Here is a 26,484-nt window from a genome sequence, read left to right as displayed (position 1 = left end):
ACCCGATCGGGTGAACCGCGGCCAGCCACGGGAGGACCGGCACGCCGCCGTCCGCCACGCCCGCCGCGGACGGCGCAGACGGCGCGGAGCCCCCCCGTCGACACCGGCCGGCCGCGGCCCGCCGTGCCTTCTGCGGAACCTCAGACGGGCGGCAGCGAGGCGACGGTGGCCGCGATGCCGGTGAGGTGGGTCAGCCGCAGCAGCTCCGAGCGACGGAAGGCCGGACCGCCGGAGCGGCCCAGCACGACGGCGGTGTCCGGGGCGCCGAACGGCGCGGCCATCATCTCGATGGCCATCTCCCGCCAGCGCTCGGGCAGCCACCCGTCCTCGCTGGGCAGCAGCCGCGGGGTGGACAGCGGCAGCCAGGGGAGCGGCATCCCCTCGAGCGCCGGGGCGGCGTCGGAGGCGGCGAGCACCTCGCAGTCGTCGTCGCCGTCGGCGTGCACCACGGCCGCCCAGCCGCCGTGGAACACCCGGGGCAGCTCGGCGGCCAGCAGCTTGACCGCGGTGCCCTCGGGTGCGCGGGCCAGCGCCTCGAGCAGGTCGAGCTCGCGGTGGGTGTCCAGCGGCCCGGCGAAGGGGCGCAGCGACTCGACCTCGACGCCCGGGACCGCCTGCGCGGCGGTGATCAGGCTGTCCGGCAGCCGGTCGGGCGGCAGCTCGACGACGATGTCGTCGACGGCCACCCCGCCCCCGCGTTCGAGGACGTCCACGGAGACGATGTCGATGCCCGCCGTGCCCAGCGCGGTCGCCACCGCCCCCAGCAGGCCGGGGCGGTCGGGGACGACCAGGCGCAGGAGATAGGACACGCTTCCTCCGGGGGTCGACGTCCAGGTGCCGCCGATCCGCGTCGATCGTCTGCCCGAGCAGCTTCCCGCATCGGGGCCGCCCGGTCGAGCACGTGCGGGCCGACGGGGCGCGGGAGCGTGCCACGTACAGTGGCCGGGTTGCGTCCCTGGCGCCGGCCGGGCGCCGACGACAGGAGTACCGCCCCAGCATGAGCACCGAGTCCCTCCCCGATCCCGGGCAGCACCCCGCCCTCGGCCGTCAGGACATCGCGCACCTCGCGCGCCTGGCCCGCCTGGCCGTCACCGACGAGGAGCTCGACCGCTTCGCCGGCCAGCTGGGGGCCGTCCTCGACGCGGTGGCCCAGGTGCAGCGCGCTGACGTCGGCGACGTCGCCCCCACCACGCACGCCGTCCCGCTGACCAACGTCCTGCGGGCCGACGTCACCACCCCCTGCCTGCCCCGCGACGTCGTCCTGGCCGGCGCCCCCGCCGCCGAGGACGGCCGCTTCCGCGTGCCGCGCATCCTGGGGGAGGAGGAGTGAGCGACCTCACCACCCTCACCGCCGTCGAGCTGCAGGCGGCCCTGGCCGCCGGCGAGACGACGTCGGTCGAGGTCACCCGCGCCCACCTCGACCGGATCGCCGCCGAGGACGGTGCCCTCGGGGCCTACCTGCACGTCGACGGCGACGCCGCGCTCGCCCGGGCCGCCGAGGTCGACGCCTCGGGCACCGCCGGCACGGGCCTGGCCGGCATCCCGGTCGCGCTCAAGGACGTCTTCGTCACCGAGGGGGTGCCGACCACGAGCGGCTCCCGCATCCTCGAGGGCTGGCGCCCGCCGTACTCGGCGACCGTCGCGACCCGGCTGCGCGACGCCGGCACCGTCATGCTCGGCAAGACCAACATGGACGAGTTCGCGATGGGCTCCTCCACCGAGAACTCCGCCTACACCGCGACCCGCAACCCGTGGGACCGCGACCGCATCCCGGGCGGCTCCTCCGGCGGGTCCAGCACCGCCGTCGCCGGGCACCTGGCGCCGCTGGCCCTGGGCACCGACACCGGCGGCTCGATCCGCCAGCCCGCGGCCCTGACCGGCCTGGTGGGGCACAAGCCCACGTACGGCTCGGTGTCGCGGTACGGGCTCATCGCCTTCTCCTCCAGCCTCGACCAGGCCGGCCCGATGGCCCGCACGGTCCTCGACGCCGCGCTGCTGCACGAGGCGATCGGCGGCCACGACCCGCGTGACTCCACGAGCATCGACGCGCCCGTGCCCGCCGTCGTCGAGGCCGCCCGCCGCGGCGCCGGGGGCGACCTGGCGGGCCTGCGCGTCGGCGTCGTCCGGGAGCTCGGCGGGGAGGGCGCCCGCGAGGGCTACGAGCAGGGTGTCCTCGACCGGTTCGCCGGGGCGGTGGCGCTGCTCGAGGCGGCCGGCGCCGAGGTCCGCGAGGTCTCGTGCCCGTCCTTCGGCCTGGCGCTGCCGGCGTACTACCTGATCGCCCCCAGCGAGGCGTCGTCGAACCTGGCGCGCTTCGAGGGCATGCGGTTCGGCATCCGGGTGGGCGACGACGGCGGCCGCGACGTCGACGAGGTCATGGCGCTGACCCGCGAGCAGGGCTTCGGCCCCGAGGTGAAACGGCGGATCATCCTCGGCACGTACGCGCTGTCGGCGGGCTACTACGACGCCTACTACGGGCAGGCGCAGAAGGTCCGCACGCTCATCGGCCGCGACTTCTCCACCGCCTTCGACGGCGGTGCCTCCGGTGGCGTCGACGTGCTCGTCAGCCCCACCAGCCCGACCGTGGCCTGGCCGATCGGCGCCCGCGTCCACGACCCGCTGGCCATGTACGCCGCCGACCTGTGCACCCTGCCGGCGAGCCTGGCCGGCGTCCCGGCGATCTCGGTGCCGTGCGGGCTGTCCGAGGGCCTGCCGGTCGGCCTGCAGGTGATGGCGCCGGCGCTGGCCGACGACCGCTGCTACCGCGTCGCGGCCGCCGTCGAGGCGGCGCTGGGCGCCCCGCTGACCGACCGGCTCCTGGAGCGTGCCGCGTGAACGGCGCGCTCAAGGCCGCCTGGGCGCTGACGGCCTTCGTCGTCCTGGTGGGCCTGGTCGGCTGGATCACCACCGGCGAGGTCTTCTTCGCCGTCTTCATCGTCCTGGGGCTGGTCACCGCCGTCGGCGCCTGGCTGTCCGGGCGCAGCACCGCCCCGAAGGGAGACCCCGCTCCGTGACCGAGACCCTCGTGGAGTTCGACGAGGTCCTCACCCGCTACGAGCCGGTGATCGGCCTGGAGACCCACGTCGAGCTGGGCACCGAGTCGAAGATGTTCTGCGGCTGCTCGACCACCTTCGGCGCCGAGCCCAACACCCAGACCTGCCCGGTGTGCCTGGGCCTGCCCGGCTCGCTGCCGGTGGCCAACGCCGCCGCCGTCGAGTCCACCATCCGCATCGGGCTGGCCCTGGGCTGCCGGATCGCCCCGTGGTCGCGCTTCGCCCGGAAGAACTACTTCTACCCGGACATCCCGAAGGGCTTCCAGACCAGCCAGTACGACGAGCCGCTGTGCGTCGACGGGCACCTCGACGTCGAGGTCGACGGCGAGACGTACCGGGTGGAGATCGAGCGGGTGCACCTGGAGGAGGACACCGGCAAGAACCTGCACGTCGGCGGGGCCACCGGCCGCATCCACGGTGCCGACCACTCGCTGGTCGACTTCAACCGGGCGGGCATCCCGCTGGTCGAGATCGTCACCCGGCCGGTCGCCGGCGCCGGCGCGAAGGCCCCGGAGGTCGCGCGCGCCTACGTCACCGAGCTGCGGGAGATCGTCCAGGCGCTCGGCGCCTCCGACGTCCGCATGGAGCAGGGCAGCCTGCGCTGCGACGTCAACACCTCGCTGGCGCCCGCGGGCAGCGGCACGTGGGGCACCCGCACCGAGACGAAGAACGTCAACTCGCTGCGGTCGGTGGAGCGGGCGGTCCGTTTCGAGATGCGCCGACAGGCCGCCGTCCTCGACGCCGGCGGGCGCATCGTGCAGGAGACCCGCCACTTCCACGAGGACACCGGCAGCACCTCGTCGGGGCGGAGCAAGGAGGAGGCGACCGACTACCGGTACTTCCCCGAGCCCGACCTCGTGCCCCTGGCCCCCGACGCCGAGTGGATCGAGAAACTGGCCGCCGCGCTGCCCGAGCTGCCGGCCGCCCGCCGCGCCCGGCTGCGCGAGGAGTGGGGCCTGTCGGCCACCGAGATGGCCTGGCTGGTCAACGCCGGCGCCCTGGGGCTGGTCGAGGAGACGGTCGCCGCCGGCGCGACGCCCGCCGACGCCCGCAAGTGGTGGCTCGGTGAGCTGGCCCGCCGGGCCAACGACGCCGGCGTGGAGCTGTCCGCGCTGGCGGTCACCCCGCGCCAGGTCGCCGAGCTCACGGCGCTGGTCGCCGAGGGCACCGTCAACGACCAGCTCGCCCGCCAGGCGCTCGACGGCGTGCTGGCCGGCGAGGGCGACCCGCGCGCCGTCGTCGAGGCCCGCGGCCTGGCGGTGCTGGGGGAGTCCGACGAACTGGTGTCCGCCGTCGACGCCGCGATCGCCGGTGCGCCCGACGTCGTCGCCAAGGTGCAGGGCGGCAAGGTCCAGGCCCTCGGCGCCCTCGTCGGCGCGGTCATGAAGGCCACCCGCGGCAAGGCCGACGCCGCCACCGTGCGCCGCATGCTCGAGGAGCGGGTCCTCGGCAGCTGAGACCGTGCACTTCCGCGGATGTGCACCGTGCACGTCCGCGGAAGTGCGCTCTCAGAGCGGCGAGTCGCTGGCCGAGCTCGGCGGCATGATGCGCAGCACCCGGTCGTCGTCCTCGACGGGTGCCCCGATGCCGTCCCGGTTGGACGTGGTGATCCACAGCGCGCCCTCGGCGTCCAGGACGACGGTGCGCAGCCGGCCGTAGCGGCCGCCGAGCAGCTCCTCCGGCTCCTCCAGGACGGTGCCGCTGCCGTCGAGCTGCACGACGTGCACCCGCTGGCCGTCCAGCGCGCCGAGGAAGACGACGGTGCCGGCCGCCGTGCACCCGCCCAGCCCGCCCTCGGCGTTGTCGATCTCGAGCACCGGCGGGACGGTGCCGGGGCGGGCGTCCGGCCAGCCGTGGTCACTGCCCTCGGCGACGACGTCGAGCGCGTCGGGCCCGGTCGTGGACTCGTCGACGGCGTAGACGGTGGTCGGCTCGTCGCCGGTCAGGCAGACCGCGGTCACGTCGGAGAACCCGCTGCCGAACACCGGGCCCGCGGCACCCGCCGGCTGCCCGAACACGTCGACGTGCAGCACCTTGCCGCCCAGCGACGCCGGGTCCTGGGCGAGGGCGGGGTTGCCGGTGTCCCCGGTGCCGACGTAGAGGGTGCCGTCGGCGGCGAACTGCAGGCCGCCGCCGTTGTGCGTCTCCCCGCGCGGGATGCCGGTGAGGACCGGGTTGGGGGTGCCGCCCATCGGGAACCGGACGACGCGGTTGTCCGTGGCGGTCGAGACGTAGGCGTAGAAGAGCCCGTCCTCGGGGAACGTCGGCGACAGCGCCAGCCCGAGGAGCCCGCCGTCGCCGGCGGTGTCGATCCCCGGCACGACCATCAGCTCGCGCGGCGGTGACCGGTCGGGGAAGACCTGCAGCAGCCGGCCGGTCTCGCGCTCGCCGACCACCGCCGTCCCGTCGGGCAGCACGACCAGCCCGGTCGGCACGGTGAGCCCGGTGGCGACGACGTTCGGGTCCCCGCCGGCCTGCCCCGAGCCGGGGTCGGCCGGGTCGCCCGGCGAGGGCGCGGGCGTGGACTCGGTCGGCGGGCCGACCTGCGGCGGCGGGCCCTCGGGCAGTGGCCGGAAGGGGCCCGCGGGCTCGTACCCGTCGTCCCCGCACGCGGCGAGCACGAGGGTCAGGGCCGCCGCGCACGCGGCGCCGGCCGGCCGCCGTCCTCGTCGCCGCCTCACCCCCTCCACAGTACGGGCGCCGGCCCGCCGGGCGGCCGCGGCGGGCGCCTGCCAGGGTCGGGGACCGTGCACCCGAGATCCGTGGCCCCCGAGATCCGCGGCACCGACGTCGTCGGTCCCGACGAGACGCTGACCGTGCTCCTCCCCACCCGCGAGATGGCCGACGCCGTCGCGGCGCTCGACCCGCGGGTCCGCGCGTTCCCCGTCGACGCCGGCGACGGCCCGCCGGCCGGGGAGGCCGCGCAGGCGCAGGTCTGGGTCCCCGCCTTCGGCGGGGCGCGCCCGGTCCCGGACTTCCTGGCGGCCCTGCCGCGGCTGCGCCTCGTGCAGCTGCTCAGCGCCGGCGCCGAGCAGTTCGCCGGCCGGCTGCCCGACGGCGTCGTGCTCTGCAACGCCCGCGGCGCGCACACCCCCGCGACGGCGGAGTGGGCCGTGGCCGCCACCCTCGCCGCGCAGCGGGGACTGCCGGAGTTCGTGCGCGCGCAGGACGCCGGCCGGTGGGCGCCCGGCACCCACCGCTCGCTGGTCGGGACGCGGGTGCTCGTCGTGGGCGCCGGGGACATCGGCCGCCGGATCGGCGCGATGCTGTCCGGCTTCGACGTCGAGCTGACGTTCGTCGGCCGCACCGCCCGCGACGGCGTCCACGGCACCGACGAGCTGCCGGCGCTGCTGCCGCACGCCGACGTCGTGGTCCTGATCGTGCCGGTCACCGACGAGACCACCGGCCTGGTCGACGCGGCCTTCCTCGCCGCCATGCCCGACGGCGCGCTGCTGGTCAACGCCGCGCGCGGGGTCGTCGTCGACACCGGGGCGCTGCTGGCCGAGCTCACCGCCGGGCGGCTGCGCGCCGCGCTCGACGTCACCGACCCCGAGCCGCTGCCCGAGGGCCACCCGCTGTGGTCGGCGCCGGGGCTGCTGCTCACCCCGCACGTGGGCGGCGCGGTGCCCGACAGCGGTGCCCGCGCGCAGGCCGCCGTGCTGGCCCAGCTGCGGCGGGTGCTGGCCGGCGAGCCGCTGGCCGACGTCGTCGACGCCTACTGAGCGGGGATCATGGGCGGACGTGGCTGTCCTCGCACGGATGCGGCTGAGCCGGGTCGCACTGCTCCCCGTCGTGTTCCTCGCCGTCTGCATGCTGCCCTTCGCGGCGGCCTCGCCGCTCGCCGCCCTCGTCCTGCTGCTGCCGCTGCTCGCGGCGGTCTGGGTGCTGCGGGTGGGCGTCGACGTCGACGACGGCGGCATCACCACGCGCGGGCTGCTCGGGCAGCGCCGGGTGGCCTGGGACGACCTGACCGGCATCCGGGTCGTCCGCAGCGCCCGGCTGCGACTGGTCACCCGCGGCGGCGGGGAGGTGCGGCTGCCGGTGCTGCGGGCCCGCGACCTGCCGCGGCTGGCCGGCTGGTCCGGGGGGCGCTTCGACGTCCCTCAGCCGCCCTCCGCCTGACCGGCCAGCGCCGCCAGCCGCGCGGCGGTCCCGCTGCCGGCGACCGCGGTGTAGACGACCACCTGCAGTCCGGGCGCGTCGGCGGGCGTGAGCTGGTGGTGCTCCAGCAGCAGCGTGCCGACCTCCGGGTGCTCGAAGCGGCGCTCGGCGGAGCTGAAGCGGTCGACGTCGTGGCTGGCCCAGCCGGCGCGGAAGTCCGGGCTGGCCGCCTCCAGCCGGGTGACCAGGTCGACCACGACCGGGTCGGCCAGCCGGGCGCCGACCTCGGCGCGGAACTGGGTGAGGAAGCGCCGGCTGTCGGTCGGCCAGTCGCCGAGGAGTGCGCGCACCGCGGGGTCGGTGAACACCAGCTCCAGCAGGTTGCGTCCGCTCGCCGGGACGGCGGCCACGCCGGGGTAGAGCCGCTGGTAGGCGCGGTTCCAGCCGGCGATCGTCCAGCCCGCGGTGAGGGCGTAGGCGGGGGAGGGGCCCAGCGCGTCGAGCAGGCGCTGCACGTGCCCCGGCACCTCCTGCGCGGGGTCGGCCGGGGCCGGGCCGCCGTGGCCGGTCAGCCGCAGCACGTAGCCGTGCTCGGCCGGCGACATCCGCAGCGTGCGGGCCAGCGCGTCGACCACCTGGCGCGAGGGGTGGATGTCGCGGCCCTGCTCGAGCCACGTGTACCAGGTGGAGCTGACCCCCGACAGCAGCGCGACCTCCTCCCGGCGCAGGCCGGGGGTGCGGCGCGCGCCCCCCGGCGGCAGCCCGGTGTCCCGCGGGTCGACCTGGTGGCGGCGCGAGCGCAGGAACTCGGCGAGTTCGCGGCGCGCGGCGGGGTCCACGGACGACCTCCTCGGTGGTGGTGGCGGTACCAGTATCAACGCCCCCTCGGCAGGGGCCCGGACCGCGCCTACCCTCGGCGCTCGTGACGACCGTGGAGCCCCGCACCAGCGCCGACGTCAAGCCCCGCAGCCGCGAGGTGACCGACGGCATCACCAGGGCCCCGGCCCGGGCGATGCTGCGCGCCGTCGGCATGGGCGACGACGACTGGGAGAAGCCGCAGATCGGCGTCGCCTCGTCCTGGAACGAGATCACCCCCTGCAACCTGTCGCTGGACCGCCTGGCCAAGCGGGCCAAGGAGGGCGTGCACGCCGCCGGCGGCTTCCCGCTGGAGTTCGGCACCATCTCCGTCTCCGACGGCATCTCCATGGGCCACGAGGGCATGCGCGCCTCGCTGGTCAGCCGCGAGGTCATCGCCGACTCGGTCGAGACGGTCATGTTCGCGGAGCGCCTCGACGGCTCGGTGCTGCTCGCCGGCTGCGACAAGTCGCTGCCCGGGATGCTCATGGCCGCCGCGCGCCTCGACCTCGCCAGCGTCTTCCTCTACTCCGGCTCCACGCTGCCCGGGAAGCTCGGCGACCGCGACGACCTCACGATCATCGACGTCTTCGAGGCCGTCGGCGCCTGCGCCCGCGGGCTCATCACCCAGGACGAGCTGGCCGCCGTCGAGCGCGCCGCCTGCCCGGGCATGGGCTCCTGCGGCGGCATGTACACCGCCAACACCATGGCCAGCGTGGCCGAGGCGCTGGGCATGGCCCTGCCCGGCAGCGCCGCCCCGCCGGCCCCCGACAGCCGCCGCGACGCCTTCGCCGTCGCCTCCGGCGAGGCCGTGGTGAACCTGCTGCGCCAGGGCATCACCGCCCGCCAGATCATGACCAAGCAGGCGTTCGAGAACGCGATCACCGTGGTCATGGCGCTCGGCGGCTCCACCAACGCCGTCCTGCACCTGCTGGCGATCGCGCACGAGGCGCAGGTCGACCTCACCCTCGACGACTTCAACCGGATCGGCGACCGCACCCCGCACCTGGCCGACGTCAAGCCGTTCGGCCGGTTCGTGATGACCGACATCGACCGCGTGGGCGGGGTCCCGGTGGTCCTGCGGGCGCTGCTCGACGCCGGCCTGCTGCACGGCGACACGCTCACCGTGACCGGGAGGACGATGGCCGAGAACCTCGCCGAGATCGCCCCGCCCGACCTCGACGGCACGATCGTGCACGCGATGAGCGACCCGATCCACAAGACCGGCGGCCTGACGATCCTGCGCGGCTCGCTGTCGCCGGAGGGCGCGGTCGTGAAGTCGGCCGGCTTCGACGCCGACGTCTTCGAGGGCACCGCGCGCGTCTTCGACGGCGAGCAGGGCGCCATGGACGCCGTCACCGAGGGCACGCTGCAGCCCGGCGACGTCGTCGTCATCCGCTACGAGGGCCCGCGGGGCGGCCCCGGCATGCGCGAGATGCTCGCCGTCACCGGCGCGATCAAGGGGGCGGGCCTCGGCAAGGACGTCCTGCTGCTCACCGACGGGCGCTTCTCCGGCGGGACGACCGGGTTGTGCGTCGGCCACGTCGCGCCGGAGGCCACCGACGGCGGCCCGATCGCGTTCGTGCGGGACGGCGACCGCATCCGGCTCGACCTGGCCGCCCGCACGCTGGACCTCCTGGTCGACGACGACGAGCTGGCCCGGCGCCGGCAGGACTGGCAGCCGCTGCCCCCGCGCTACACCACCGGCGTCCTCGGCAAGTACGCCAAGCTCGTCGGCTCGGCCGCCCAGGGGGCCATCTGCGGCTGAGCACCCCCATGGGGTGAGCGGAGCCCGTCAGCCCTGTCCCCGGGCTCCCGCGGTGCCGACAGGGGGGTGTGACCCAAGCGACGAGGTGGCTGCTCGCGGCCGCCGTGCCGGCGGCTGCGACCTGCGTCCTCGCCGCGGTCGTCCCGGCGCTGCACCCCCTGGGTGACGGCGTCGCCGCCCTGGCCGGGGTCGCCACGTCGGCCGCGCTGTGGACGGCCAGCCGCTCGGCCGACCCCGCCGACCGGCCCTGGCGACTGCTCGCCCTCGCCCCGCTCTTCCCCGTCCTCGGCCTGGTGCTCAGCCTCGCGGTGCGGTCGGACACCACGCTGCACCAGGTGGTGCTGCGGTGGCTGCCCACGGTCCCCGGCTACGTCGTCGCCGTGGTGGCGCTGCTCGGCATGGTGGAGCGCCCCCGGCTGCGCGGTGCCTGCCGGCGCACGGTGCTCGAGCTGGCCCTCTTCGGCGTCGCGGCCGTCGTGGTCATGCAGCTGCTCCTGGTGGGCCCGGGCAACAGCTGGGGCACGCTCTCGATCGGCGCCCAGCTGGTGCTCGGCGCGGCCGTCGTCGCGACCGCCGCCACCATGGCGGCCGCGCTCACCGTGCTCGGCGCCGTCGAGGCGCACCGGCAGCGCATGGCCGTCGCGCTCCTCGGTGGTGTCCTCGCCCTGTGCGCCGGCCGCGGCACCGGCACCTCCGCGGCGCTGCTCGGCGCCTCCGACGTCGTCCCGGCCACGCGGGTGGCCGTCGTCGTCGGCCTGGCGCTGCTCGTGCTCGCCCGGGTCCTCGACACCGGCGCGCGGACGGGGGAGCGCCCCGGTGCCGGCAGCGGCCCCGCCGTCCAGCTGCGCTCGGTGCTGCCGCACCTGGCCCTCGTCGCCGTGGTCGGCCTCGTCGTCGTCCCCCTGGCCCTGGGCGCCCGGCCCACCCGCGTCACCCTCGCCGGCGCGCTGCTGTGCGTCGCCCTCGCGGCGGCCCACCGCTGGGTGACCGCCCGCGAGGAGCACCAGCGCAGCGCCCGGCTGCGCCACGACGTGGCCTACCTGCGCAACCTGCTGCACTCGACGCGCGAGGCGGTCCTCCTGCTCGACCGCCGGCTCCGGGTCGGCTGGGCCTCCCCGACCCTGGCCGCGCTGCTCGGCACGACGCCCGCGGAGCTCGCCGGCCGGGACCTGCTCACCGGCGCGGCCGGTCGGCCGGGCACGCTGCACCCCGCCGACGCCGCCGCCCTGCGCCGGGTCCTCGAGAGCACCGGTGAGGGCGCCGAGGAGGACCCCGGCCTGCTCACCCTGCGCGTCCGCGACGCCGCCGGCGGCACCCGCCGCCTGGAGGCGAGCATCTCCGACCTGCGCGGCGACGACGTCGTGGGCGCGGTGGTGCTGCACTGCCGCGACGTCACCGAGCGCGAGGCCCGGGAGCGCGCGCTGGCCGAGGTCGCCTACACCGACGCCCTGACCGGGCTGCCCAACCGGGCCGGCTGGGACGTCGCGCTCGAGACCGCGACCGGCGCCGTCACCGCCGAGGCAGGCGAGGCCGGACGGCCGGCGACCGCGCTGCTCGTGGTCGACGTCCGCGGCCTCGACGAGGTGCGCGAGCACGCCGGGCGCGACACGGTCACGGCCGTCCTGGTCGAGCTCGGCGGGCGGCTGCGCGCCACCGTCCGGGGCGAGGAGGTCGTCGCCCGCATGGCCGGCGGGACCTTCGGGGTGCTCGCGGCCGGCGACGCCGACACCGCTGTCCTGCTGGCCGACCGCTGCGTGGCGGTGGTGGAGCAGCCGGTGGTCACGGCCGCCGGGGTCTTCGACCTCACCGCCGACGTCGGGGTCGTGCTCGTCGAGCCGGGTCTCGACGTCGCGGAGCTGACCGCGCGTGCCGAGCTGGCGGTCGCCACTGCCCGGACCTCCGGCCGCGCCCGCGCCACCGTGTGGACCCCGGCGCTCGGCCAGGCCGGCATCCGCAGGGAGCGGCTGCGCCAGGACGTCGCCGGCGCCGCCGCGCGCGGTGAGCTGTGGCTGGCCTTCCAGCCGATCGTGTCGATGGAGGAGCAGCGGATCACCGGCGTCGAGGCGCTGCTGCGCTGGCGGCACCCCGAGCTCGGGGAGGTCCCGCCGCGGGAGTTCGTCCCGATCGCCGAGCGGGCCGGCGCCATCGCCGAGCTCCAGCGGTGGGCGCTGCACGAGGCCACCGCGGCCGTCGCCGGGCTGCCCGCCCCCACCGGCGTCCCGCTGCGGCTGGGCGTCAACATCTCCGCCGCGCACATCGCCGCCCGCACCCTCGTCGACGACGTCGTCACCGCCCTGTCGGCCTCCGGGCTGACCCCCGAGCGCCTGGTCCTCGAGATCACCGAGGCCGCTGTCCCCTCCGACGGCGACCCCGCCACCGGAGGCGTGGCAGCCGGCGACATGGCGGCGCTGCGGCTCATGGGAGTGCACGTCGCCCTCGACGACTTCGGCACCGGCTCCTCCTCGCTGGCGGACCTGACCCGGCTGCCGATCGACGTGCTCAAGCTCGACCACGCCTTCGTCTCCCGGGTAGACCGGGACCGGCACAGCCGCGCGCTGTGCGAGTCGGTGGTGACCATCGGCCGCGCGCTGGGCGTCGACGTCGTCGCCGAGGGCGTGGAGACCCCGGCCCAGCTCGGCGTGCTGCGGGGCATGGGCATGGGCTTCGCCCAGGGGTTCCTCCTGTCGCGCCCGCTGCCGCTCGCCGAGCTGGTGCAGGTGCTGGAGGACGACGCCGGCACGCTGTGGCCGGGCCTCGTCGGCCGGTCGGTAGCGCCGGCGCAGCAGCCGGAGGAGCAGCCGGCGGTGCAGGTGACCCGCGGTGCCTGACGCCTCCTCCCGCGCCGTCCTCGCCCTCCTCGTCCTGCTCGGGGGCGGCGTCGCCGCGCTGCACGCCGGTGACGCCGCGGCCGCGGACCGGATGGTGCCGGCAGCCCTGGCCCTCGGCTCGGCGGCCGTCGCCCTGGTCCTGGCCCGCCGGGCGCGGCAGCTGCCGCAGCCGGTGCGCCGCCCGTGGGACGCGCTCGCCGTCGCCGGCGCCCTGCTCGCCGCCGGTCAGCTGCTCGCCCTCGCCCGGCCCGCGCGTGACCTCACGTCCGGCGGCGTGGAGGACCTGCCGACCCTGCTCGCCCTCCCGGTCTCCGTGGCCGCCGCCGTGCTCCTGCTGCCGCCGCGGGAGCAGCGGCGCCTGGGGACCCGCGTGTGGCTCGACGGCCTGGTCGTCACCGGAGCGGTCGCGCTGCTCGGCGACGTCCTGCTCAGCGGCCTGCTCGACGCCGTCCGCGGACCGGCTCAGGGCCTCATCGCGGTCGGCTACCCGCTGGTCGGCGCGGTCCTGTGCGGCGTCGGCCTGGTCACCGTCACCGCCGTGTCCGAGGACCGCCGCCGTCCCGCCGCCTGGCTGCTGGCCTGCTTCGTGGCCATGGCCGTCGTCGCGGTCTGCGGCGCGGCCGGCCGCGCCCCGCACGCCGGCGCCGAGCCGTGGCGGGCGGTCACCGCCCTGGCCTGGCTGACCATGCTCGCCGCCGCCGTCTGCGCGGCCGCCGCCGACCGGCCCGGCACCGGGCCCGCCCGCGGACGGCGTCGCGCGCTGCCCCTGCGCGGCGGGGTCGTCGCCCACGCCGCGGCCACCGCCGCGCTCCTCGGCCTCACCGGCGGCGTGGTCGTGGGACGGCCGATGGAGGTCGCCGAGGCCGTCTGTGCCGTGCTGCTGCTCCTGCTCACCTCGGCGCGCACGCTGTTCTGGGCCCTCGACGCCGCCCGGCTGACCCGCCGCCTCCAGCGCACCGAGGGCTGGTTCCGGGCGCTGGTGCACAGCGGCGACGCCGTGACCGTGGTCCTCGACGCGACCGGCGCGATCACCTCGGCGTCCGGTCCGGTGCGGGCCCAGCTCGGCCGGGACGAGGCCGACCTGCGCGGCCGCCTGCTGGTCGACCTGCTGCACGAGGAGGACGCCGACCTCGTCGCGCGGGTCGTCGCGGCCCTCGACGACGGCTCCTCCGAGGGCCTGCCGGCGACCGGCCGGCTGGGCGCCCCCGACGGCAGCTGGCGCGACGTCGAGGTCTCGGGCGCCGCCCGCACCGGCGGCCGCCGCACCGGTGACGGCCTGGTCCTGCACCTGCGCGACGTCACCGAGCGGCGGGCCAGCCACCGCGAGCTCGAGCGGATGGCCTACACCGACTCGCTGACCGGCCTGCCCAACCGGGCCCGGTTCATGGCCGCGCTGCAGGACGCCCTCGACCGCGCCGGCCGGGGCCGCAGCTCCTGTGTGCTGCTCGTCGACCTCGACGGGTTCAAGGCGGTCAACGACGTCGCCGGCCACGACGCGGGGGACCGGCTGCTGCGCGAGGTGGCCGACTCGCTGCGCGCCGAGGCACGCGACACCGACCTGGTCGCCCGGCTCGGCGGTGACGAGTTCGCCCTCGTCGTCGACGGCGGGCCCGCGCAGGCACTCACCCTCGCCGAGCGACTGGTCGCCCGGCTGGACTCCACCCGCCGCCACGGCGAGACGGGGCCCCTGCTGCGCGTCTCGGCCAGCGTCGGCGTCACCGAGGTGCTCGCCGGGGCCGACGCCTCGGCGACCGTCCGCGAGGCGGACCTCGCGCTGCGCACCGTCAAGGCGCAGGGCAAGAACGGCGTCCGGGCGTCGGGGGAGGCCCTCGTGGCGGAGTCCGCCCGGCGCAGCCGCCTGGCCCGCGACCTGCCCACCGCCATCACGGGCGGCCAGCTTCGGCTGGTCTTCCAGCCGGTGGCCGGCACCGCGGAGCGGCGCGTCCTCGGGGTGGAGGCGCTCGTCCGCTGGGACCACCCCGAGCTCGGGGTGGTGTCCCCGGAGGAGTTCATCGGCCTGGCCGAGGAGGACGGCCTGATCGTCCCGCTGCAGCGGTGGGTCCTGGAGCAGGCGACCACCGCGCACGCGCGGCTGGTCGCCTGCGGCCGCGACCTCAAGCTCGGCGTGAACATGTCCGTGCGCCACCTGCAGGCCCGGTGCCTGGTCGCCGACGTCACCCGCGCGCTGCAGCGCAGCGGCCTGCCGCCCCGGATGCTGATGATCGAGGTGACCGAGAGCGTCCTCATGGACGACGACGAGCGGCTGCTCGCCGAACTCGCCGAACTGTCGGCGCTGGGCTGCATCGTGTCCCTCGACGACTTCGGCAAGGGCTGGTCCTCGCTGGCCTACCTCGCCCGGCTGCCGGTGCAGGTGCTGAAGATGGACCGCGGGTTCGTCTCCGGCATCGAGACCGACCCCCGCGGCGCGGCGCTGGTCGGCAGTGTCATCGACCTCGGCCGCACCCTGGGCATGGACGTCGTCGCCGAGGGCGTGGAGACCCGCGAGCAGGCCGAGGTGCTCGGCCGGCTCGGGTGCCGCTTCCTGCAGGGCTGGCTGGTCGGGCGCCCGGTCGCGGCCGCCGACCTGCCCGCGGTCGTCGACGGCTTCGACCCCGCGGTGCTGCCCGGCCCGGCCCCGGTGCCGCTCGCCGTCCCATAGGCCGGCCGACACGGTCCCATTGTGCGGGACGGCCTGGTTGACGCCGGGGCGGGCGGAGGCGCACTCTGTCCCCGTGCCCTCCGCCTGCCTGCTCCCCGTAGTCGCCTAGCGCGCCGGTCGCCCGACCGACGCGCTGGACCCCTCTGTGCCCTCGGCACGAGGGGTTTTTTGTTGCCCGAGCAGGCACCCGAACCGCACGACCACCCGCACGTCCGGCCCAGGAGACGCCCCGCATGAGCACCACCCCGAGTGAGTCCGCCACCCGTGAGGCCGCCGCGGCGCTCACCGGTGTCGAGACGACGGCCCGCTCGCTCGCCGAGTCCGCCGCCGAGCCCGCCACCGGCATCACCGGCGCGCAGAGCCTCGTCCGCTCGCTGGAGGCCGTCGGGGTCGAGGTGGTCTTCGGCATCCCCGGCGGCGCGATCCTCCCGGCCTACGACCCGCTGTTCGACTCGCGCGTGCGCCACGTCCTCGTCCGCCACGAGCAGGGCGCCGGCCACGCGGCCACCGGGTACGCGCAGGCCACCGGCCGGGTCGGCGTCTGCATCGCCACCTCCGGGCCGGGCGCGACCAACCTGGTCACCCCGCTGGCCGACGCCTACATGGACTCCGTCCCGATGGTCGCCATCACCGGCCAGGTGCCCAGCGCCGCGATCGGCACGGACGCCTTCCAGGAGGCCGACATCCGCGGCATCACGATGCCGGTCACCAAGCACAACTTCCTGGTCACCGACCCGGCGTCCATCCCGCAGCGGATCGCCGAGGCCTTCCACCTGGCCTCGACCGGCCGCCCCGGCCCGGTCCTCGTCGACATCCCCAAGGACGTCCTGCAGGCCACCACCGACTTCGCCTGGCCGCCGCGGATGGACCTGCCCGGCTACAAGCCGACCACCCGCCCGCACGGCAAGCAGGTCCGCGAGGCCGCGGCGCTGATCGCCGGCGCCCGCCGCCCGGTCCTCTACGTCGGCGGGGGCGTGCTCAAGGCGCGCGCCACCGAGGAGCTCGCCGAGCTCGCCGCGCTGACCGGCGCGCCCGTCGTGACGACGCTGATGGCCCGCGGCGCCTTCCCCGACAGCTCCCCGCAGCACCTGGGCATGCCCGGCATGCACGGCACCGTCGCCGCGGTCACCGCGCTGCAGAAGGCCGACGTCCTGGTCGCCCTCGGGGCCCGCTTCGACGACCGGGTGACCGGCCAGCTGGCCACCTTCGCGCCCGGCGCGCTCGTCGTGCACGCCGACATCGACCCGGCCGAGATCGGCAAGAACCGCAAGGCCGACGTCCCGATCGTCGGCGACGCCCGCGAGACGATCGCCGAGCTGGTGACCGCGCTGCGGGCCGAGCACGAGGCCGGCCGCACGCCCGACCTCGCCGCCTGGTGGGAGCAGCTCGACGACTGGCGCACCCGCTACCCGCTCGGCTACGACGAGCCCGAGGACGGTTCGCTGTCCCCGCAGTACGTCATCGAGCGGCTCGGCACGATCGCCGGCCCCGACGCGATCTACACCTCCGGCGTCGGCCAGCACCAGATGTGGGCCGCCCAGTTCATCCGCTACGAGAAGCCGGGCACCTGGCTCAACAGCGGCGGGCTGGGCACGATGGGCTACGCGGTCCCCGCGGCCATGGGCGCCAAGTACGGGCGGCCCGAGGCCACCGTCTGGGCCATCGACGGCGACGGCTGCTTCCAGATGACCAACCAGGAGCTGGCCACCTGCGCCATCGAGGGCATCCCGGTCAAGGTCGCCGTCATCAACAACGGCAACCTCGGCATGGTCCGCCAGTGGCAGACGCTGTTCTACGAGGGCCGCTACTCCAACACCCGGCTGCACGCCCGGAACGCCGACGGCACCCCCAAGGCGGTGCGCATCCCCGACTTCGTCGCGCTGGCCGAGGCCCTGGGCTGCGTGGGCCTGCGCTGCGAGTCCAAGGACGACGTCGACTCGGTGATCGAGAAGGCCATGGCCATCACCGACGCCCCGGTCGTCATCGACTTCGTCGTCGGCGCCGACGCCCAGGTGTGGCCGATGGTCGCCGCCGGTGCGAGCAACGACGACATCCTGGCCGCACGCGGGCTGCGCCCCGTCTTCGGCGACAACCAGGTGTAAGGACCCCGCTTCCCCCCACCCCTCGCTCCGCTCGGCGCGGGTCCCTGAAGCGGGGCCGGCCGCCGGTGGCGATCCGCTTCGAAAGGAACGTCGGGCACATGACCCGCCACACCCTGTCCGTCCTGGTCGAGAACAAGTCCGGTGTGCTGGCACGCGTCTCGGCGCTGTTCAGCCGGCGCGCGTTCAACATCGAGTCGCTGGCCGTCGGGCCGACGGAGAACCCCGACCTGTCGCGGATGACCATCGTCGTCGACGCCGAGTCCGCGCCGCTGGAGCAGGTGACCAAGCAGCTCAACAAGCTGATCGAGGTCATCAAGATCGTCGAGCTGGACGGCGGCGCGGCCGTGCAGCGCGAGCTGCTGCTGGTCAAGGTCCGCGCACCCCTGGCCGACCGCACCACCGTGCTGCAGACCGCCGAGCTCTTCCGCGCCCGCGTCGTCGACGTCAACACCGACACGGTGACCCTCGAGGCCACCGGCACCCCCGACAAGCTGCAGGCCCTGCTCGCCGTCCTCGCCCCGCTGGGGATCAAGGAGATGGCGCAGTCGGGCACCGTCGCCCTGGGCAGGGGACCGCGCTCGATGAGCGGCGCCGGTACCTTGCGCCCGGTCGACCGCACCGCCTAGACCCGCCCGACCCACCCACGAAGGAGCACCACCGCATGGCCGCCGAGATCTTCTACGACGACGACGCCGACCTGTCGATCATCCAGGGGCGCACCGTCGCCGTCATCGGCTACGGCAGCCAGGGCCACGCCCACGCGCTGTCGCTGCGCGACTCCGGGGTCGACGTCCGCGTCGGCCTGCCGGAGGGCTCGAAGAGCCGCGCGAAGGCCGAGGCCGAGGGCCTGCGCGTGGTCACCCCCGCCGAGGCGGCGGCCGAGGCCGACCTCGTGATGATCCTGGCGCCCGACCACGTGCAGCGGACGCTCTACACCGAGTCGGTCGAGCCCAACCTGCAGGACGGCGACGCGCTGTTCTTCGGCCACGGGTTCAACATCCGGTTCGGCTACGTCAAGCCCCCGGCCGGCGTCGACGTCGCGATGGTCGCCCCCAAGGGCCCCGGCCACCTGGTGCGCCGCGAGTACGAGAACGGCAAGGGCGTGCCCTGCCTGGTCGCCGTCGAGCAGGACGCGAGCGGGGAGGCGCTGCAGCTGGCGCTGTCCTATGCCAAGGCCATCGGCGGCACCCGCGCCGGCGTCATCAGGACGACGTTCGCCGAGGAGACCGAGACCGACCTCTTCGGCGAGCAGGCCGTCCTGTGCGGTGGCGCCAGCGCGCTGATCACCGCCGGGTTCGAGACCCTCACCGAGGCCGGCTACCAGCCCGAGGTCGCCTACTTCGAGTGCCTGCACGAGCTCAAGCTGATCGTCGACCTCATGTACGAGGGCGGCATCGCCAAGCAGCGCTGGTCGGTGTCCGACACCGCCGAGTACGGCGACTACACCTCCGGCCCGAAGATCATCGACGCGCGCGTCAAGCAGTCGATGCAGGAGGTCCTGGCCGCCATCAAGGACGGCTCCTGGGCCGCGGCCTTCATCGCCGACCAGGACGCCGGGGCGCCGGACTTCAAGCGCCGCCGCGCCGAGGCCGAGGCGCACCCGATCGAGGAGACCGGGCGCAAGCTGCGTGGCCTGATGAGCTGGGTGTCGGCCTCCGACGACTACACGGGCACCGCCGCCCGCGGGTGAGGTCCCGGAACGGAGGACGGCCCCCGCTGCCTGCCGGCAGCGGGGGCCGTCCTGTGTCGGGAGGTCAGTACGACGTGCCCCGCGCGGCGAAGTGCTGCTTCGACTGCGGCTGCTGCAGCAGCACCGCGATGGCCGCGGTGATCAGCAGGCCGATGATGCCGCTGGCCGCGTTGCCGCCGTCCTGGAACAGCGAGAGGACGAAGCTCAGCAGCCCCAGCGCCACCAGTGCGTAGGCGGTGTAGAGCAGCAGCTTCGGCGACTTGCCCTGCAGCACCGAGATGCCGCCGGCCAGGAGCGCGACGTAGGCCGCCAGGGAGAGCAGCAGGAGCAGCCCGATCAGGGTCGCGCCCAGGCTGAACGCGGCGAGCATGACCAGCAGGGAGAAGAGCGCGCCGATCGCGCCCCACACGATCCCGATGACCGCCGCGGCGGTCACGGTGCCGGGTCGCCTGCCGGCCGGGGCACCGCCGTACGGGGACGGTCCGCCGGAGCCGCCGTAGGGCGCCGGCTGCCCGTAGGGCTGCTGCTCGTACGGCTGCTGGCCGTAGGGCGCCTGGCCGTGGGGCTGCTGGCCGTAGGACCCGGGCTGACCTCCCGGCGGGGTGGGCTCGTGGGGGCTCGGGGTGGTCATGGCTGCGTTCTCCTCTGGACGGAACCGCGCCGGTCGGGCGGTCGGCGGAGCGTAGGGGGAGTCCGGAGGCCCGCGGCGGTACCGAGGACGCCGACCGCCCCGGACGGGTGAGGGCTCAGCGCCCGCCGCGGGTGGCGGCGAAGAAGGCCCGGGACTCCGGACGGGTGAGCAGCACGACGACGGCCACCCCGACGGCGATCAGCACCAGGGGCAGGACCCCGGCGTCGCGGCCACTGACCACACCCAGGACGAGGCCCAGCGCCGCCAGGCCGGCGAAGACGGCGCCCGCGGCGGAGAGGAGCCCGCCGCCCCGGCCGCTCAGCGCGCGGACGGAGCCGACGGCCGCGAGCACGGAGACGCCCAGGAACACGGCGCCGAAGAGCGCGTAGCCGACGCCGATCGAGACGCCTGCGAACAGGGGCACGGCAGACACCAGGGTGTAGGCGGCCACCAGCAGGCCCAGACCCGCGGCGACGCGGACCGGGACCGGGCGCGGGACCGGCGTGCGGCCGTCGGCCACCGTCAGCGGCCCCGGCGGGCGCGGTGGGCGGCGAAGAACGCGGCGGCCGGCTTCAGCGACAGCAGGACGACGATCGCCAGCGCGCCGAGGAAGAACAGCAGGCTGGTGATGATGCCGCCCGCACCCGCGTCGCCGGCGTCGGCCAGGTTGCCGACGAGCCCCAGGCCGGTGAAGGCCAGCGCGATCGAGCCGGCCACGATGAGCAGCACCCGGCTGCGGCCGGTCAGCGCCCAGATCGAGCCCCAGATGGTCAGGACCGTCCACAGCAGCACGAGCAGGCCGAACACCAGGATGACGCCACCGACGGCGCCGGCGACCGCGCCGAAGCCGGGGATCTCCTCGTCCAGGCCGCCGCCGGCGCCGCTCGCCACCGCCCCGGCGAAGATCAGCAGCAGGCTGACCAGGACGCCGATGGCGCCGAAGACGAAGCCGAGGACGGCCGCGGTGACGACGCCGCCCGGCTTGGCCGGGACCGCGCCCTGGCCGTACTGGCCGTACTGCTGGGCGTCGTAGCCCTGCTGCCCGTACTGCTGCGGGTACCCCGGCTGGCCGTAGGGCTGCCCGTACTGCTGCCCGTACTGCTGCGGGTACCCCTGCTGGCCGTAGGGCTCGGTGCCGTACTGCTGCTGGCCGTACTGCGGCTGGCCGTACTGCTGCTGGCCGTACTGCTGCTGTCCGTACTGCTGCTGTCCGTACTGCTCCGGCGGCTGCCCGTAGGACGAGCCGGACGACGGGTCCTGCTGGCCGTGGGGCGACGAGCCGTACGGCGTGGCGCCCCCCTGGCCGGGATCCTGGTTCCCGTCCCGGTCCTTGCTGAAGTCGGTCATGGTCCCCTCCGAGGCGCCGGCCCGTGCCGGTGCTGCTGGCCGCCAGGATGCGGGGGCGTCCCGGCGACGGCAAACACGCTCCTCACCCGGGCGGGGTGTCGTGGCCGCTGGTGCGGGAAGTTCCCGGCCCGTGACCGGCGCGGACGCAGGGGCGGGGGAGGGGAGCGGCGCCCCTCGTCCCTACGCTGTGGTCCCGTGACCCCGAGCGCGCCCGTCGTCCTGATCGCCGAGGAACTCGCTCCCAGCGTGCTGGAGGTGCTCGGCGGCGACGTCGAGGTCCGCCACGTCGACGGCGCCGACCGGTCCGCCCTGCTGCCCGCCCTCGCCGACGCCGCCGCGGTGATGATCCGCAGCGCCACCCGGATCGACGCCGAGGCGCTGGCGGCAGCGCCGAACCTGAAGGTCGTGGCGCGGGCCGGCATCGGCCTGGACAACGTCGACGTCGCGGCCGCCACCGAGCGCGGCGTGATGGTGGTCAACGCGCCGACGTCGAACATCGTCAGCGCCGCCGAGCACGCCGTCGCGCTGCTGCTGGCCGCCGCCCGCCAGATCCCGGCCGCCGACGCGTCGCTGCGCGAGGGGGCGTGGAAGCGGTCGAGGTTCATGGGCGTCGAGGTCACCGACAAGGTGGTGGGCGTCGTCGGGCTGGGCCGGATCGGCCAGCTGGTCGCCCAGCGGCTGGCCGCCTTCGGCACCACGCTGATCGCCTACGACCCCTACATCCAGCCCGGCCGCGCCGCCCAGCTCGGGGTGCGCATGGTGTCGCTGGAGGAGCTGCTCCGCGAGGCCGACTTCATCACCGTCCACCTGCCGAAGACGCCGGAGACCCTCGGGCTGATCGGCGCGGAGGAGCTGGCCACCACCAAGCGCGGGGTGATCGTCGTCAACGCCGCCCGCGGGGGCCTGGTCGACGAGGCCGCGCTGGCCGACGCGCTGCGCTCGGGCCAGGTCGGAGCCGCGGGCATCGACGTCTACGCCACCGAGCCGACCACCGACAGCCCGCTGTTCGCGCTGCCCAACACCGTGGTCACCCCGCACCTGGGTGCCTCGACGACGGAGGCGCAGGACAAGGCCGGCACCGCCGTCGCCCACTCGGTGCGCCTGGCGCTGCAGGGCGAGTTCGTGCCCGACGCGGTGAACGTGCAGGCCGGCGGCGTGGTCGCCGAGGAGGTCCGGCCCGGGCTGCCGCTGGCCGAGAAGCTCGGCACCGTGTTCACCGCGGTGGCCGGCGGCCTGGCCCAGTCGGTGGTCGTCGAGGTGCGCGGCAAGCTCGCCGAGTTCGACGACTCCGTGCTGCAGCTCGCCGTCCTCAAGGGCGTCTTCTCCGACGTCGTCGAGGAGCAGGTCACCTACGTCAACGCGCCGCTGCTGGCCGAGCAGCGCGGGCTCGACGTCACGCTCACCAGCGACGTCGAGAGCCCCGACTACCGCAACCTCGTCCGGGTGCACGGTGTCATGGCCGACGGCCGCGAGGTCGCCGTCGCGGGGACGCTGTTCGGCAAGAACCAGGTGCCGAAGCTGGTCGAGGTCGACGGGTTCGACATGGACCTCGACCTGTCGGGCCACCTGCTGTTCTTCGTCTACCAGGACCGCCCCGGGGTCGTCGGCGCCGTCGGCGCGGCGCTCGGCGAGGCCGGGATCAACATCGCCGGCGCGCAGGTCAGCCGGACCACCCGCGGCGGCGAGGCGCTCATGGCGGTGACCGTCGACAGCCCGGTCGGCGCGGACCTCCTCGCCGACATCGCCGAGCGGATCGGCGCGCGCGAGGCCCGCTCCGCCGACCTCGACCCGCGCTGACCTAGGGTCGTCGCCATGCGCCTGGCTGTGATCGCGGGAGACGGCATCGGCCCCGAGGTGGTGGCCGAGGGCCTCAAGGTCCTCCGGTCGGTCGCGCCCGACCTGGAGACGACCGACTACGACCTCGGCGCCACCCGCTGGCAGCGCACCGGTGAGCTGCTGCCCGACACCGTGCTCGACGAGCTGCGCGGGCACGACGCGATCCTGCTCGGCGCGATCGGCGACCCCGGCGTGCCGCCGGGCATCCTCGAGCGCGGCCTGCTGCTGCGGCTGCGCTTCGAGCTCGACCACCACGTGAACCTGCGGCCGGCGAAGCTCTACGACGGCGTCCGCAGCCCGCTCGCCGAGCCGGGCGAGATCGACATGCTCTGCGTGCGCGAGGGCACCGAGGGTCCCTACGTCGGCAACGGCGGCGTGCTGCGCCGGGACACCCCGCACGAGGTGGCCACCGAGGTCAGCCTCAACACCGCCTTCGGCGTCGAGCGGGTGGTGCGCTACGCCTTCGAGCGGGCCACCGCCCGCCCGCGCCGGCACCTCACGCTGATCCACAAGACCAACGTGCTGACCCACGCCGGGTCGCTGTGGTCGCGGACGGTCGAGGAGGTCGGCGCGGAGTTCCCCGAGGTCACCGTCACCTACCAGCACGTCGACGCCGCGTCGATGTTCTTCATCACCGACCCGGGCCGCTACGACGTCATCGTCACCGACAACCTCTTCGGCGACATCGTCACCGACGTCGCGGCGGCGGTCACCGGCGGCATCGGCCTGGCCGCCAGCGGCAACCTCGACGTCTCGGGCACCAATCCGAGCATGTTCGAGCCGGTGCACGGATCGGCACCCGACATCGCCGGTCAGGGCGTCGCCGACCCGACGGCGACCGTGCTGTCGGTGGCCCTGCTGCTCGACCACCTGGGCCGCACCGACCAGGCGCGCAAGGTCGGCGCCGCCGTCGCCTTCGACCTGTCCACGCGCGACCCGCGCGGCCGGGTGCGCACGACCGAGGTCGGCGACCGGCTGGCCGCCCTGGCCGGGGGATAGGCACGGGCGGGGGACCGGGGAGGCGGGGCTAGACTGCGCCGCGATGGTCCCCATCGGCACCACCCTCATCATCGGCTAGCGCGCGGTCACCACCCCGACCGCGCGCAGACCCTCCGTTCCCGGGGGGTCTTCTTCGTGTGAGGGGCCCGATCGCCGTCCGTCTCCCGGGAGTCCCCGTGGCCAGCGACACCAGCACCCCCGACCTCCACGTCTTCGACACCACGCTGCGGGACGGCGTGCAGCGCGAGGGGATCAGCTTCTCCGTCGCCGACAAGCTCGCCGTCGCCCGGCTGCTCGACGAGGTGGGCGTGGGCTACATCGAGGGCGGCTGGCCCGGGGCGCTGCCGAAGGACACCGAGTTCTTCGCCCGTGCCCGCACCGAGCTGGACCTGCGGCACGCGGTGCTCGTCGCGTTCGGCGCCACCCGCCGGGCCGGCGTCGCCGTCGAGGACGACCCCCAGGTGCGCGCTCTGCTCGATGCGCAGACGCCGGTGGTGTGCCTGGTGGCGAAGTCCGACGTGCGCCACGTCCGCGACGCGCTGCGCACGACGCTCGAGGAGAACCTCGCGATGGTGGCCGACACCGTCGCGTTCCTCGTCGCGCACGGCCGCCGCGTGTTCGTCGACTGCGAGCACTTCTTCGACGGGTACGCCGCCGACCCCGGCTACGGCGTGCAGGTGCTGCAGGCCGCGTTCGGCGCCGGCGCGGAGGTCGGCGTCCTGTGCGACACCAACGGCGGCATGCTGCCGATGGGGGTGGGCCGGGTGGTGGCCGACGTCCGGTCGCGGGTCGAGGGGCGGCTGGGCATCCACTGCCAGGACGACACCGGGTGCGCCGTCGCCAACTCACTGGCCGCCGTCGAGGCCGGGGTCACCCACGTGCAGGGCACCGCCAACGGCTACGGCGAGCGCGCGGGCAACGCCGACACCTTCGCGCTGGTCGCCAACCTGGTGACCAAGATGGGCCTGCAGGTGGTGCCGCGGGAGTGCCTGGCCGAGCTGCAGCGGGTCAGCCACGCCGTCGCCGAACTGGCCAACATCGCCCCCGACGACCACCAGCCCTACGTCGGCGCCTCGGCGTTCGCGCACAAGGCCGGCCTGCACGCCAGCGCGATCAAGGTCGCCCCCGAGCTGTACAACCACCTCGACCCGGCCGTCGTCGGCAACGACATGCGGATCCTGGTGACCGAGATGGCCGGCCGGGCCTCGGTCGAGCTCAAGGGCCGCGAGCTCGGCGTCGACCTCGCCGGGCACGCCGACGCCATCGGCCGCGTCGTCGACCAGGTGAAGGTGCTCGAGGCCGAGGGCTGGTCGTTCGAGGCCGCCGACGCCTCCTTCGAGCTGCTGCTGCGCGCCCAGCTGTTCGGTGCGCCCGATCCGTTGTTCACGCTGGAGAGCTACCGGACGACGGTCGAGCACTGGGGCAACGGCGTGGTCGTCAGCGAGGCGACGGTGAAGGTGCACCTGCCCGCCGCCGACGGCACCACCGAGCGGGTGATCAGCACCGCCGAGGGCAACGGCCCGGTCAACGCCCTGGACAACGCACTGCGGCAGGCGCTGGTCAGCCGCCACCCGCAGCTGGCCGACGTCTCGCTGGCCGACTACAAGGTCCGCATCCTCGGCTGGAACGGCGGCACGGGGGCGACCACCCGCGTGCTCGTCGACACCACCGACGGCGCGGGGGAGTGGACCACCGTGGGCGTCCACGCCAACATCGTCGAGGCCTCCTGGCACGCGCTGGTCGACGCGCTCACCTACGCCGTCCGCCACCGGTAGGCCGGCGCCCCGCCGGTGACGTGCGGCCGTGGCGCTCCCCGTGCACGGAACGCGCCCCGACCGCACGTCACCGCGACGGGCGGCGTCACCCCCTCGGCTGCACCTCGCCCATCGGGCCGAAGCCGCTCACCTCGGGTGCGTCCACGTAGATGATCTGCGGCTGCTCGGCGACCAGGTCCGACATCCAGTCGAAGGCCGCCTTCGCGTGCGGGGTGGCCACGTGCGAGGCGCCGGCGTCGGAGTCGCGGAAGCCCTCGATGCAGACGAACGTGTCCGGCTCCAGCACGCTGCGCGACCACTCGAAGAAGAGGCTGCCCTCCTCGGCGTTCACCGCGGCCGCGTACTCGTCGGCCTTCGCCCGGAACTCCTCGATCCGGTCGGGGCGGACGGGGAACTTGATGACGATCAGGATCACGGGGACCTCCTCGGTGTCACAGCGGGTCGAGCCGGCGGCGCAGCAGGCAGAACGGGTTGCCCTCGGGGTCGGCGAGCACGTACCAGGACTCCTCGCCGGTCTGGCCGACCTCGGCGCGCGTCGCGCCGAGGTCGAGCAGGCGCTGCAGCTCGGCGTCCTGGTCGCGGTCGGTGGCGTTGACGTCGAGGTGCAGCCGCGACTTCTGCGGCGAGGGGTCGGCCACCGGCGCGAACACCAGCGTCGGCGCCGCGCCGCCGAAGCCGGCCTCCGGCCCGATCTCCACGGCGCCGTCGTCGTCGCGGCCGAGCACCCGGTACCCGAGCACCTCGGCCCACCACGCGGCGAGGCCCTCCGGGTCCCGGCTGTCGACGACGATCTCGCTCAGGCGGCAGGCCACCCGGTCACCGTAGGGCGGGCGGCCGCGG

At 75.5% G+C, this 26,484-nt stretch carries 23 protein-coding genes; 15 read left to right on the top strand and 8 right to left on the bottom strand.

The genetic code is table 11. From position 1 onward, the window contains the following. Positions 1–140 precede the first annotated feature (140 nt). Complete coding sequence (locus tag BM165_RS14905) at positions 141–809, bottom strand: ACT domain-containing protein (RefSeq protein ID WP_075014344.1); 669 nt, start codon at positions 807–809, stop codon at positions 141–143. Between the two features lie 188 nt (positions 810–997). Here BM165_RS14905 and gatC point away from each other — a divergent pair, with 188 nt between their 5' ends. Genes gatC through gatB form a run of 4 tightly spaced genes read left to right on the top strand, consistent with a single transcriptional unit; the run spans position 998 to position 4,510 of the window. Beyond that, a complete protein-coding gene (gatC, locus tag BM165_RS14900) occupies positions 998–1,330 on the top strand; it encodes an Asp-tRNA(Asn)/Glu-tRNA(Gln) amidotransferase subunit GatC (RefSeq protein ID WP_075014343.1) in 333 nt (110 codons plus the stop codon). After that, entirely contained in the window at positions 1,327–2,835 is a 1,509-nt protein-coding gene (gene gatA, locus BM165_RS14895; RefSeq protein ID WP_075014342.1) for an Asp-tRNA(Asn)/Glu-tRNA(Gln) amidotransferase subunit GatA, read from the top strand. Before gatC ends, gatA begins: the two co-directional genes overlap by 4 nt. Next, positions 2,832–3,014, top strand: a complete 183-nt coding sequence (locus BM165_RS14890; protein ID WP_075014341.1) for a hypothetical protein — start codon at positions 2,832–2,834, stop codon at positions 3,012–3,014. The genes gatA and BM165_RS14890 overlap by 4 nt, the downstream gene beginning before the upstream one ends. Then, positions 3,011–4,510, top strand: coding sequence for an Asp-tRNA(Asn)/Glu-tRNA(Gln) amidotransferase subunit GatB (gene gatB, locus BM165_RS14885; RefSeq protein WP_075014340.1), 1,500 nt, complete (start codon positions 3,011–3,013; stop codon positions 4,508–4,510). The genes BM165_RS14890 and gatB overlap by 4 nt, the downstream gene beginning before the upstream one ends. A 51-nt stretch (positions 4,511–4,561) precedes the next feature. On the opposite strand, the gene BM165_RS14880 is transcribed toward gatB, so the two are convergent. Further along, the gene (locus BM165_RS14880; RefSeq protein WP_075014339.1) at positions 4,562–5,734 is read right to left on the bottom strand and encodes a PQQ-dependent sugar dehydrogenase; all 1,173 of its coding nucleotides are present in this window, start codon (positions 5,732–5,734) and stop codon (positions 4,562–4,564) included. 81 nt (positions 5,735–5,815) lie between these two features. Between BM165_RS14880 and BM165_RS14875 the strand changes: the two genes are divergently transcribed. Together BM165_RS14875 and BM165_RS14870 are read left to right on the top strand one after the other, a co-directional pair. After that, positions 5,816–6,775 carry a 2-hydroxyacid dehydrogenase gene (locus BM165_RS14875; RefSeq protein ID WP_244274240.1) on the top strand — a complete coding sequence of 320 codons (960 nt, stop codon included), beginning with the start codon at positions 5,816–5,818 and terminating at the stop codon, positions 6,773–6,775. 19 nt (positions 6,776–6,794) lie between these two features. Next, positions 6,795–7,175 (top strand): PH domain-containing protein, encoded by a 381-nt coding sequence (locus BM165_RS14870; RefSeq protein WP_244274239.1) that lies wholly within the window; start codon positions 6,795–6,797, stop codon positions 7,173–7,175. On the opposite strand, the gene BM165_RS14865 is transcribed toward BM165_RS14870, so the two are convergent. Beyond that, positions 7,157–7,993 (bottom strand): helix-turn-helix transcriptional regulator, encoded by an 837-nt coding sequence (locus tag BM165_RS14865; RefSeq protein WP_075014337.1) that lies wholly within the window; start codon positions 7,991–7,993, stop codon positions 7,157–7,159. The genes BM165_RS14870 and BM165_RS14865 overlap by 19 nt on opposite strands. Before the next feature lie 83 nt (positions 7,994–8,076). Here BM165_RS14865 and ilvD point away from each other — a divergent pair, with 83 nt between their 5' ends. The 6 genes from ilvD (at position 8,077) to ilvC (ending at position 19,056) form a co-directional block, all read left to right on the top strand. After that, positions 8,077–9,777, top strand: coding sequence for a dihydroxy-acid dehydratase (gene ilvD / locus BM165_RS14860; RefSeq protein WP_075014336.1), 1,701 nt, complete (start codon positions 8,077–8,079; stop codon positions 9,775–9,777). Positions 9,778–9,845: 68 nt separating this feature from the next. Further along, positions 9,846–12,605 (top strand): putative bifunctional diguanylate cyclase/phosphodiesterase, encoded by a 2,760-nt coding sequence (locus BM165_RS14855; protein ID WP_143108176.1) that lies wholly within the window; start codon positions 9,846–9,848, stop codon positions 12,603–12,605. After that, a complete protein-coding gene (locus BM165_RS14850) occupies positions 12,598–15,264 on the top strand; it encodes a putative bifunctional diguanylate cyclase/phosphodiesterase (protein ID WP_075014334.1) in 2,667 nt (888 codons plus the stop codon). Before BM165_RS14855 ends, BM165_RS14850 begins: the two co-directional genes overlap by 8 nt. A gap of 233 nt (positions 15,265–15,497) precedes the next feature. Beyond that, on the top strand, positions 15,498–17,366 hold the full coding sequence (locus BM165_RS14845) for an acetolactate synthase large subunit (RefSeq protein ID WP_075014333.1): 1,869 nt from the start codon (positions 15,498–15,500) through the stop codon (positions 17,364–17,366). A gap of 98 nt (positions 17,367–17,464) precedes the next feature. Beyond that, complete coding sequence (gene ilvN / locus BM165_RS14840; protein WP_075014332.1) at positions 17,465–17,992, top strand: acetolactate synthase small subunit; 528 nt, start codon at positions 17,465–17,467, stop codon at positions 17,990–17,992. Positions 17,993–18,027: 35 nt separating this feature from the next. After that, positions 18,028–19,056: a ketol-acid reductoisomerase gene (ilvC, locus tag BM165_RS14835; RefSeq protein ID WP_075014331.1), complete on the top strand. Its 1,029-nt coding sequence runs from the start codon at positions 18,028–18,030 to the stop codon at positions 19,054–19,056. A gap of 64 nt (positions 19,057–19,120) precedes the next feature. Here the strand turns inward: ilvC and BM165_RS14830 are convergent, their stop codons facing one another. The 3 genes from BM165_RS14830 to BM165_RS24815 all read right to left on the bottom strand — a co-directional run bounded on the left by BM165_RS14830 (position 19,121) and on the right by BM165_RS24815 (position 21,034). Beyond that, entirely contained in the window at positions 19,121–19,687 is a 567-nt protein-coding gene (locus BM165_RS14830) for a hypothetical protein (protein ID WP_075014330.1), read from the bottom strand. Positions 19,688–19,802: 115 nt separating this feature from the next. Further along, on the bottom strand, positions 19,803–20,207 hold the full coding sequence (locus BM165_RS14825; protein WP_075014329.1) for a hypothetical protein: 405 nt from the start codon (positions 20,205–20,207) through the stop codon (positions 19,803–19,805). 2 nt (positions 20,208–20,209) lie between these two features. Then, positions 20,210–21,034 (bottom strand): hypothetical protein, encoded by an 825-nt coding sequence (locus tag BM165_RS24815; RefSeq protein WP_075014328.1) that lies wholly within the window; start codon positions 21,032–21,034, stop codon positions 20,210–20,212. Positions 21,035–21,229: 195 nt separating this feature from the next. Here BM165_RS24815 and serA point away from each other — a divergent pair, with 195 nt between their 5' ends. The 3 genes from serA to cimA all read left to right on the top strand — a co-directional run bounded on the left by serA (position 21,230) and on the right by cimA (position 25,644). After that, positions 21,230–22,831, top strand: a complete 1,602-nt coding sequence (gene serA, locus BM165_RS14815) for a phosphoglycerate dehydrogenase (protein WP_075014327.1) — start codon at positions 21,230–21,232, stop codon at positions 22,829–22,831. 15 nt (positions 22,832–22,846) lie between these two features. After that, positions 22,847–23,869: a 3-isopropylmalate dehydrogenase gene (locus BM165_RS14810; RefSeq protein ID WP_075014326.1), complete on the top strand. Its 1,023-nt coding sequence runs from the start codon at positions 22,847–22,849 to the stop codon at positions 23,867–23,869. A gap of 176 nt (positions 23,870–24,045) precedes the next feature. Beyond that, entirely contained in the window at positions 24,046–25,644 is a 1,599-nt protein-coding gene (gene cimA, locus BM165_RS14805) for a citramalate synthase (RefSeq protein ID WP_075014325.1), read from the top strand. An 85-nt stretch (positions 25,645–25,729) separates the two neighbouring features. Here the strand turns inward: cimA and BM165_RS14800 are convergent, their stop codons facing one another. After that, complete coding sequence (locus tag BM165_RS14800; protein WP_075014324.1) at positions 25,730–26,059, bottom strand: putative quinol monooxygenase; 330 nt, start codon at positions 26,057–26,059, stop codon at positions 25,730–25,732. A gap of 16 nt (positions 26,060–26,075) precedes the next feature. Further along, positions 26,076–26,456 carry a VOC family protein gene (locus tag BM165_RS14795; protein ID WP_075014323.1) on the bottom strand — a complete coding sequence of 127 codons (381 nt, stop codon included), beginning with the start codon at positions 26,454–26,456 and terminating at the stop codon, positions 26,076–26,078. Positions 26,457–26,484 lie beyond the last annotated feature (28 nt).

Origin of the sequence: Geodermatophilus obscurus (genome assembly GCF_900115395.1) — a bacterium.
GTDB lineage: Bacteria > Actinomycetota > Actinomycetes > Mycobacteriales > Geodermatophilaceae > Geodermatophilus > Geodermatophilus obscurus_B.
Note: the sequence above shows the minus strand (reverse complement) of the source record. Positions and strands in the feature narration are given on the sequence as shown.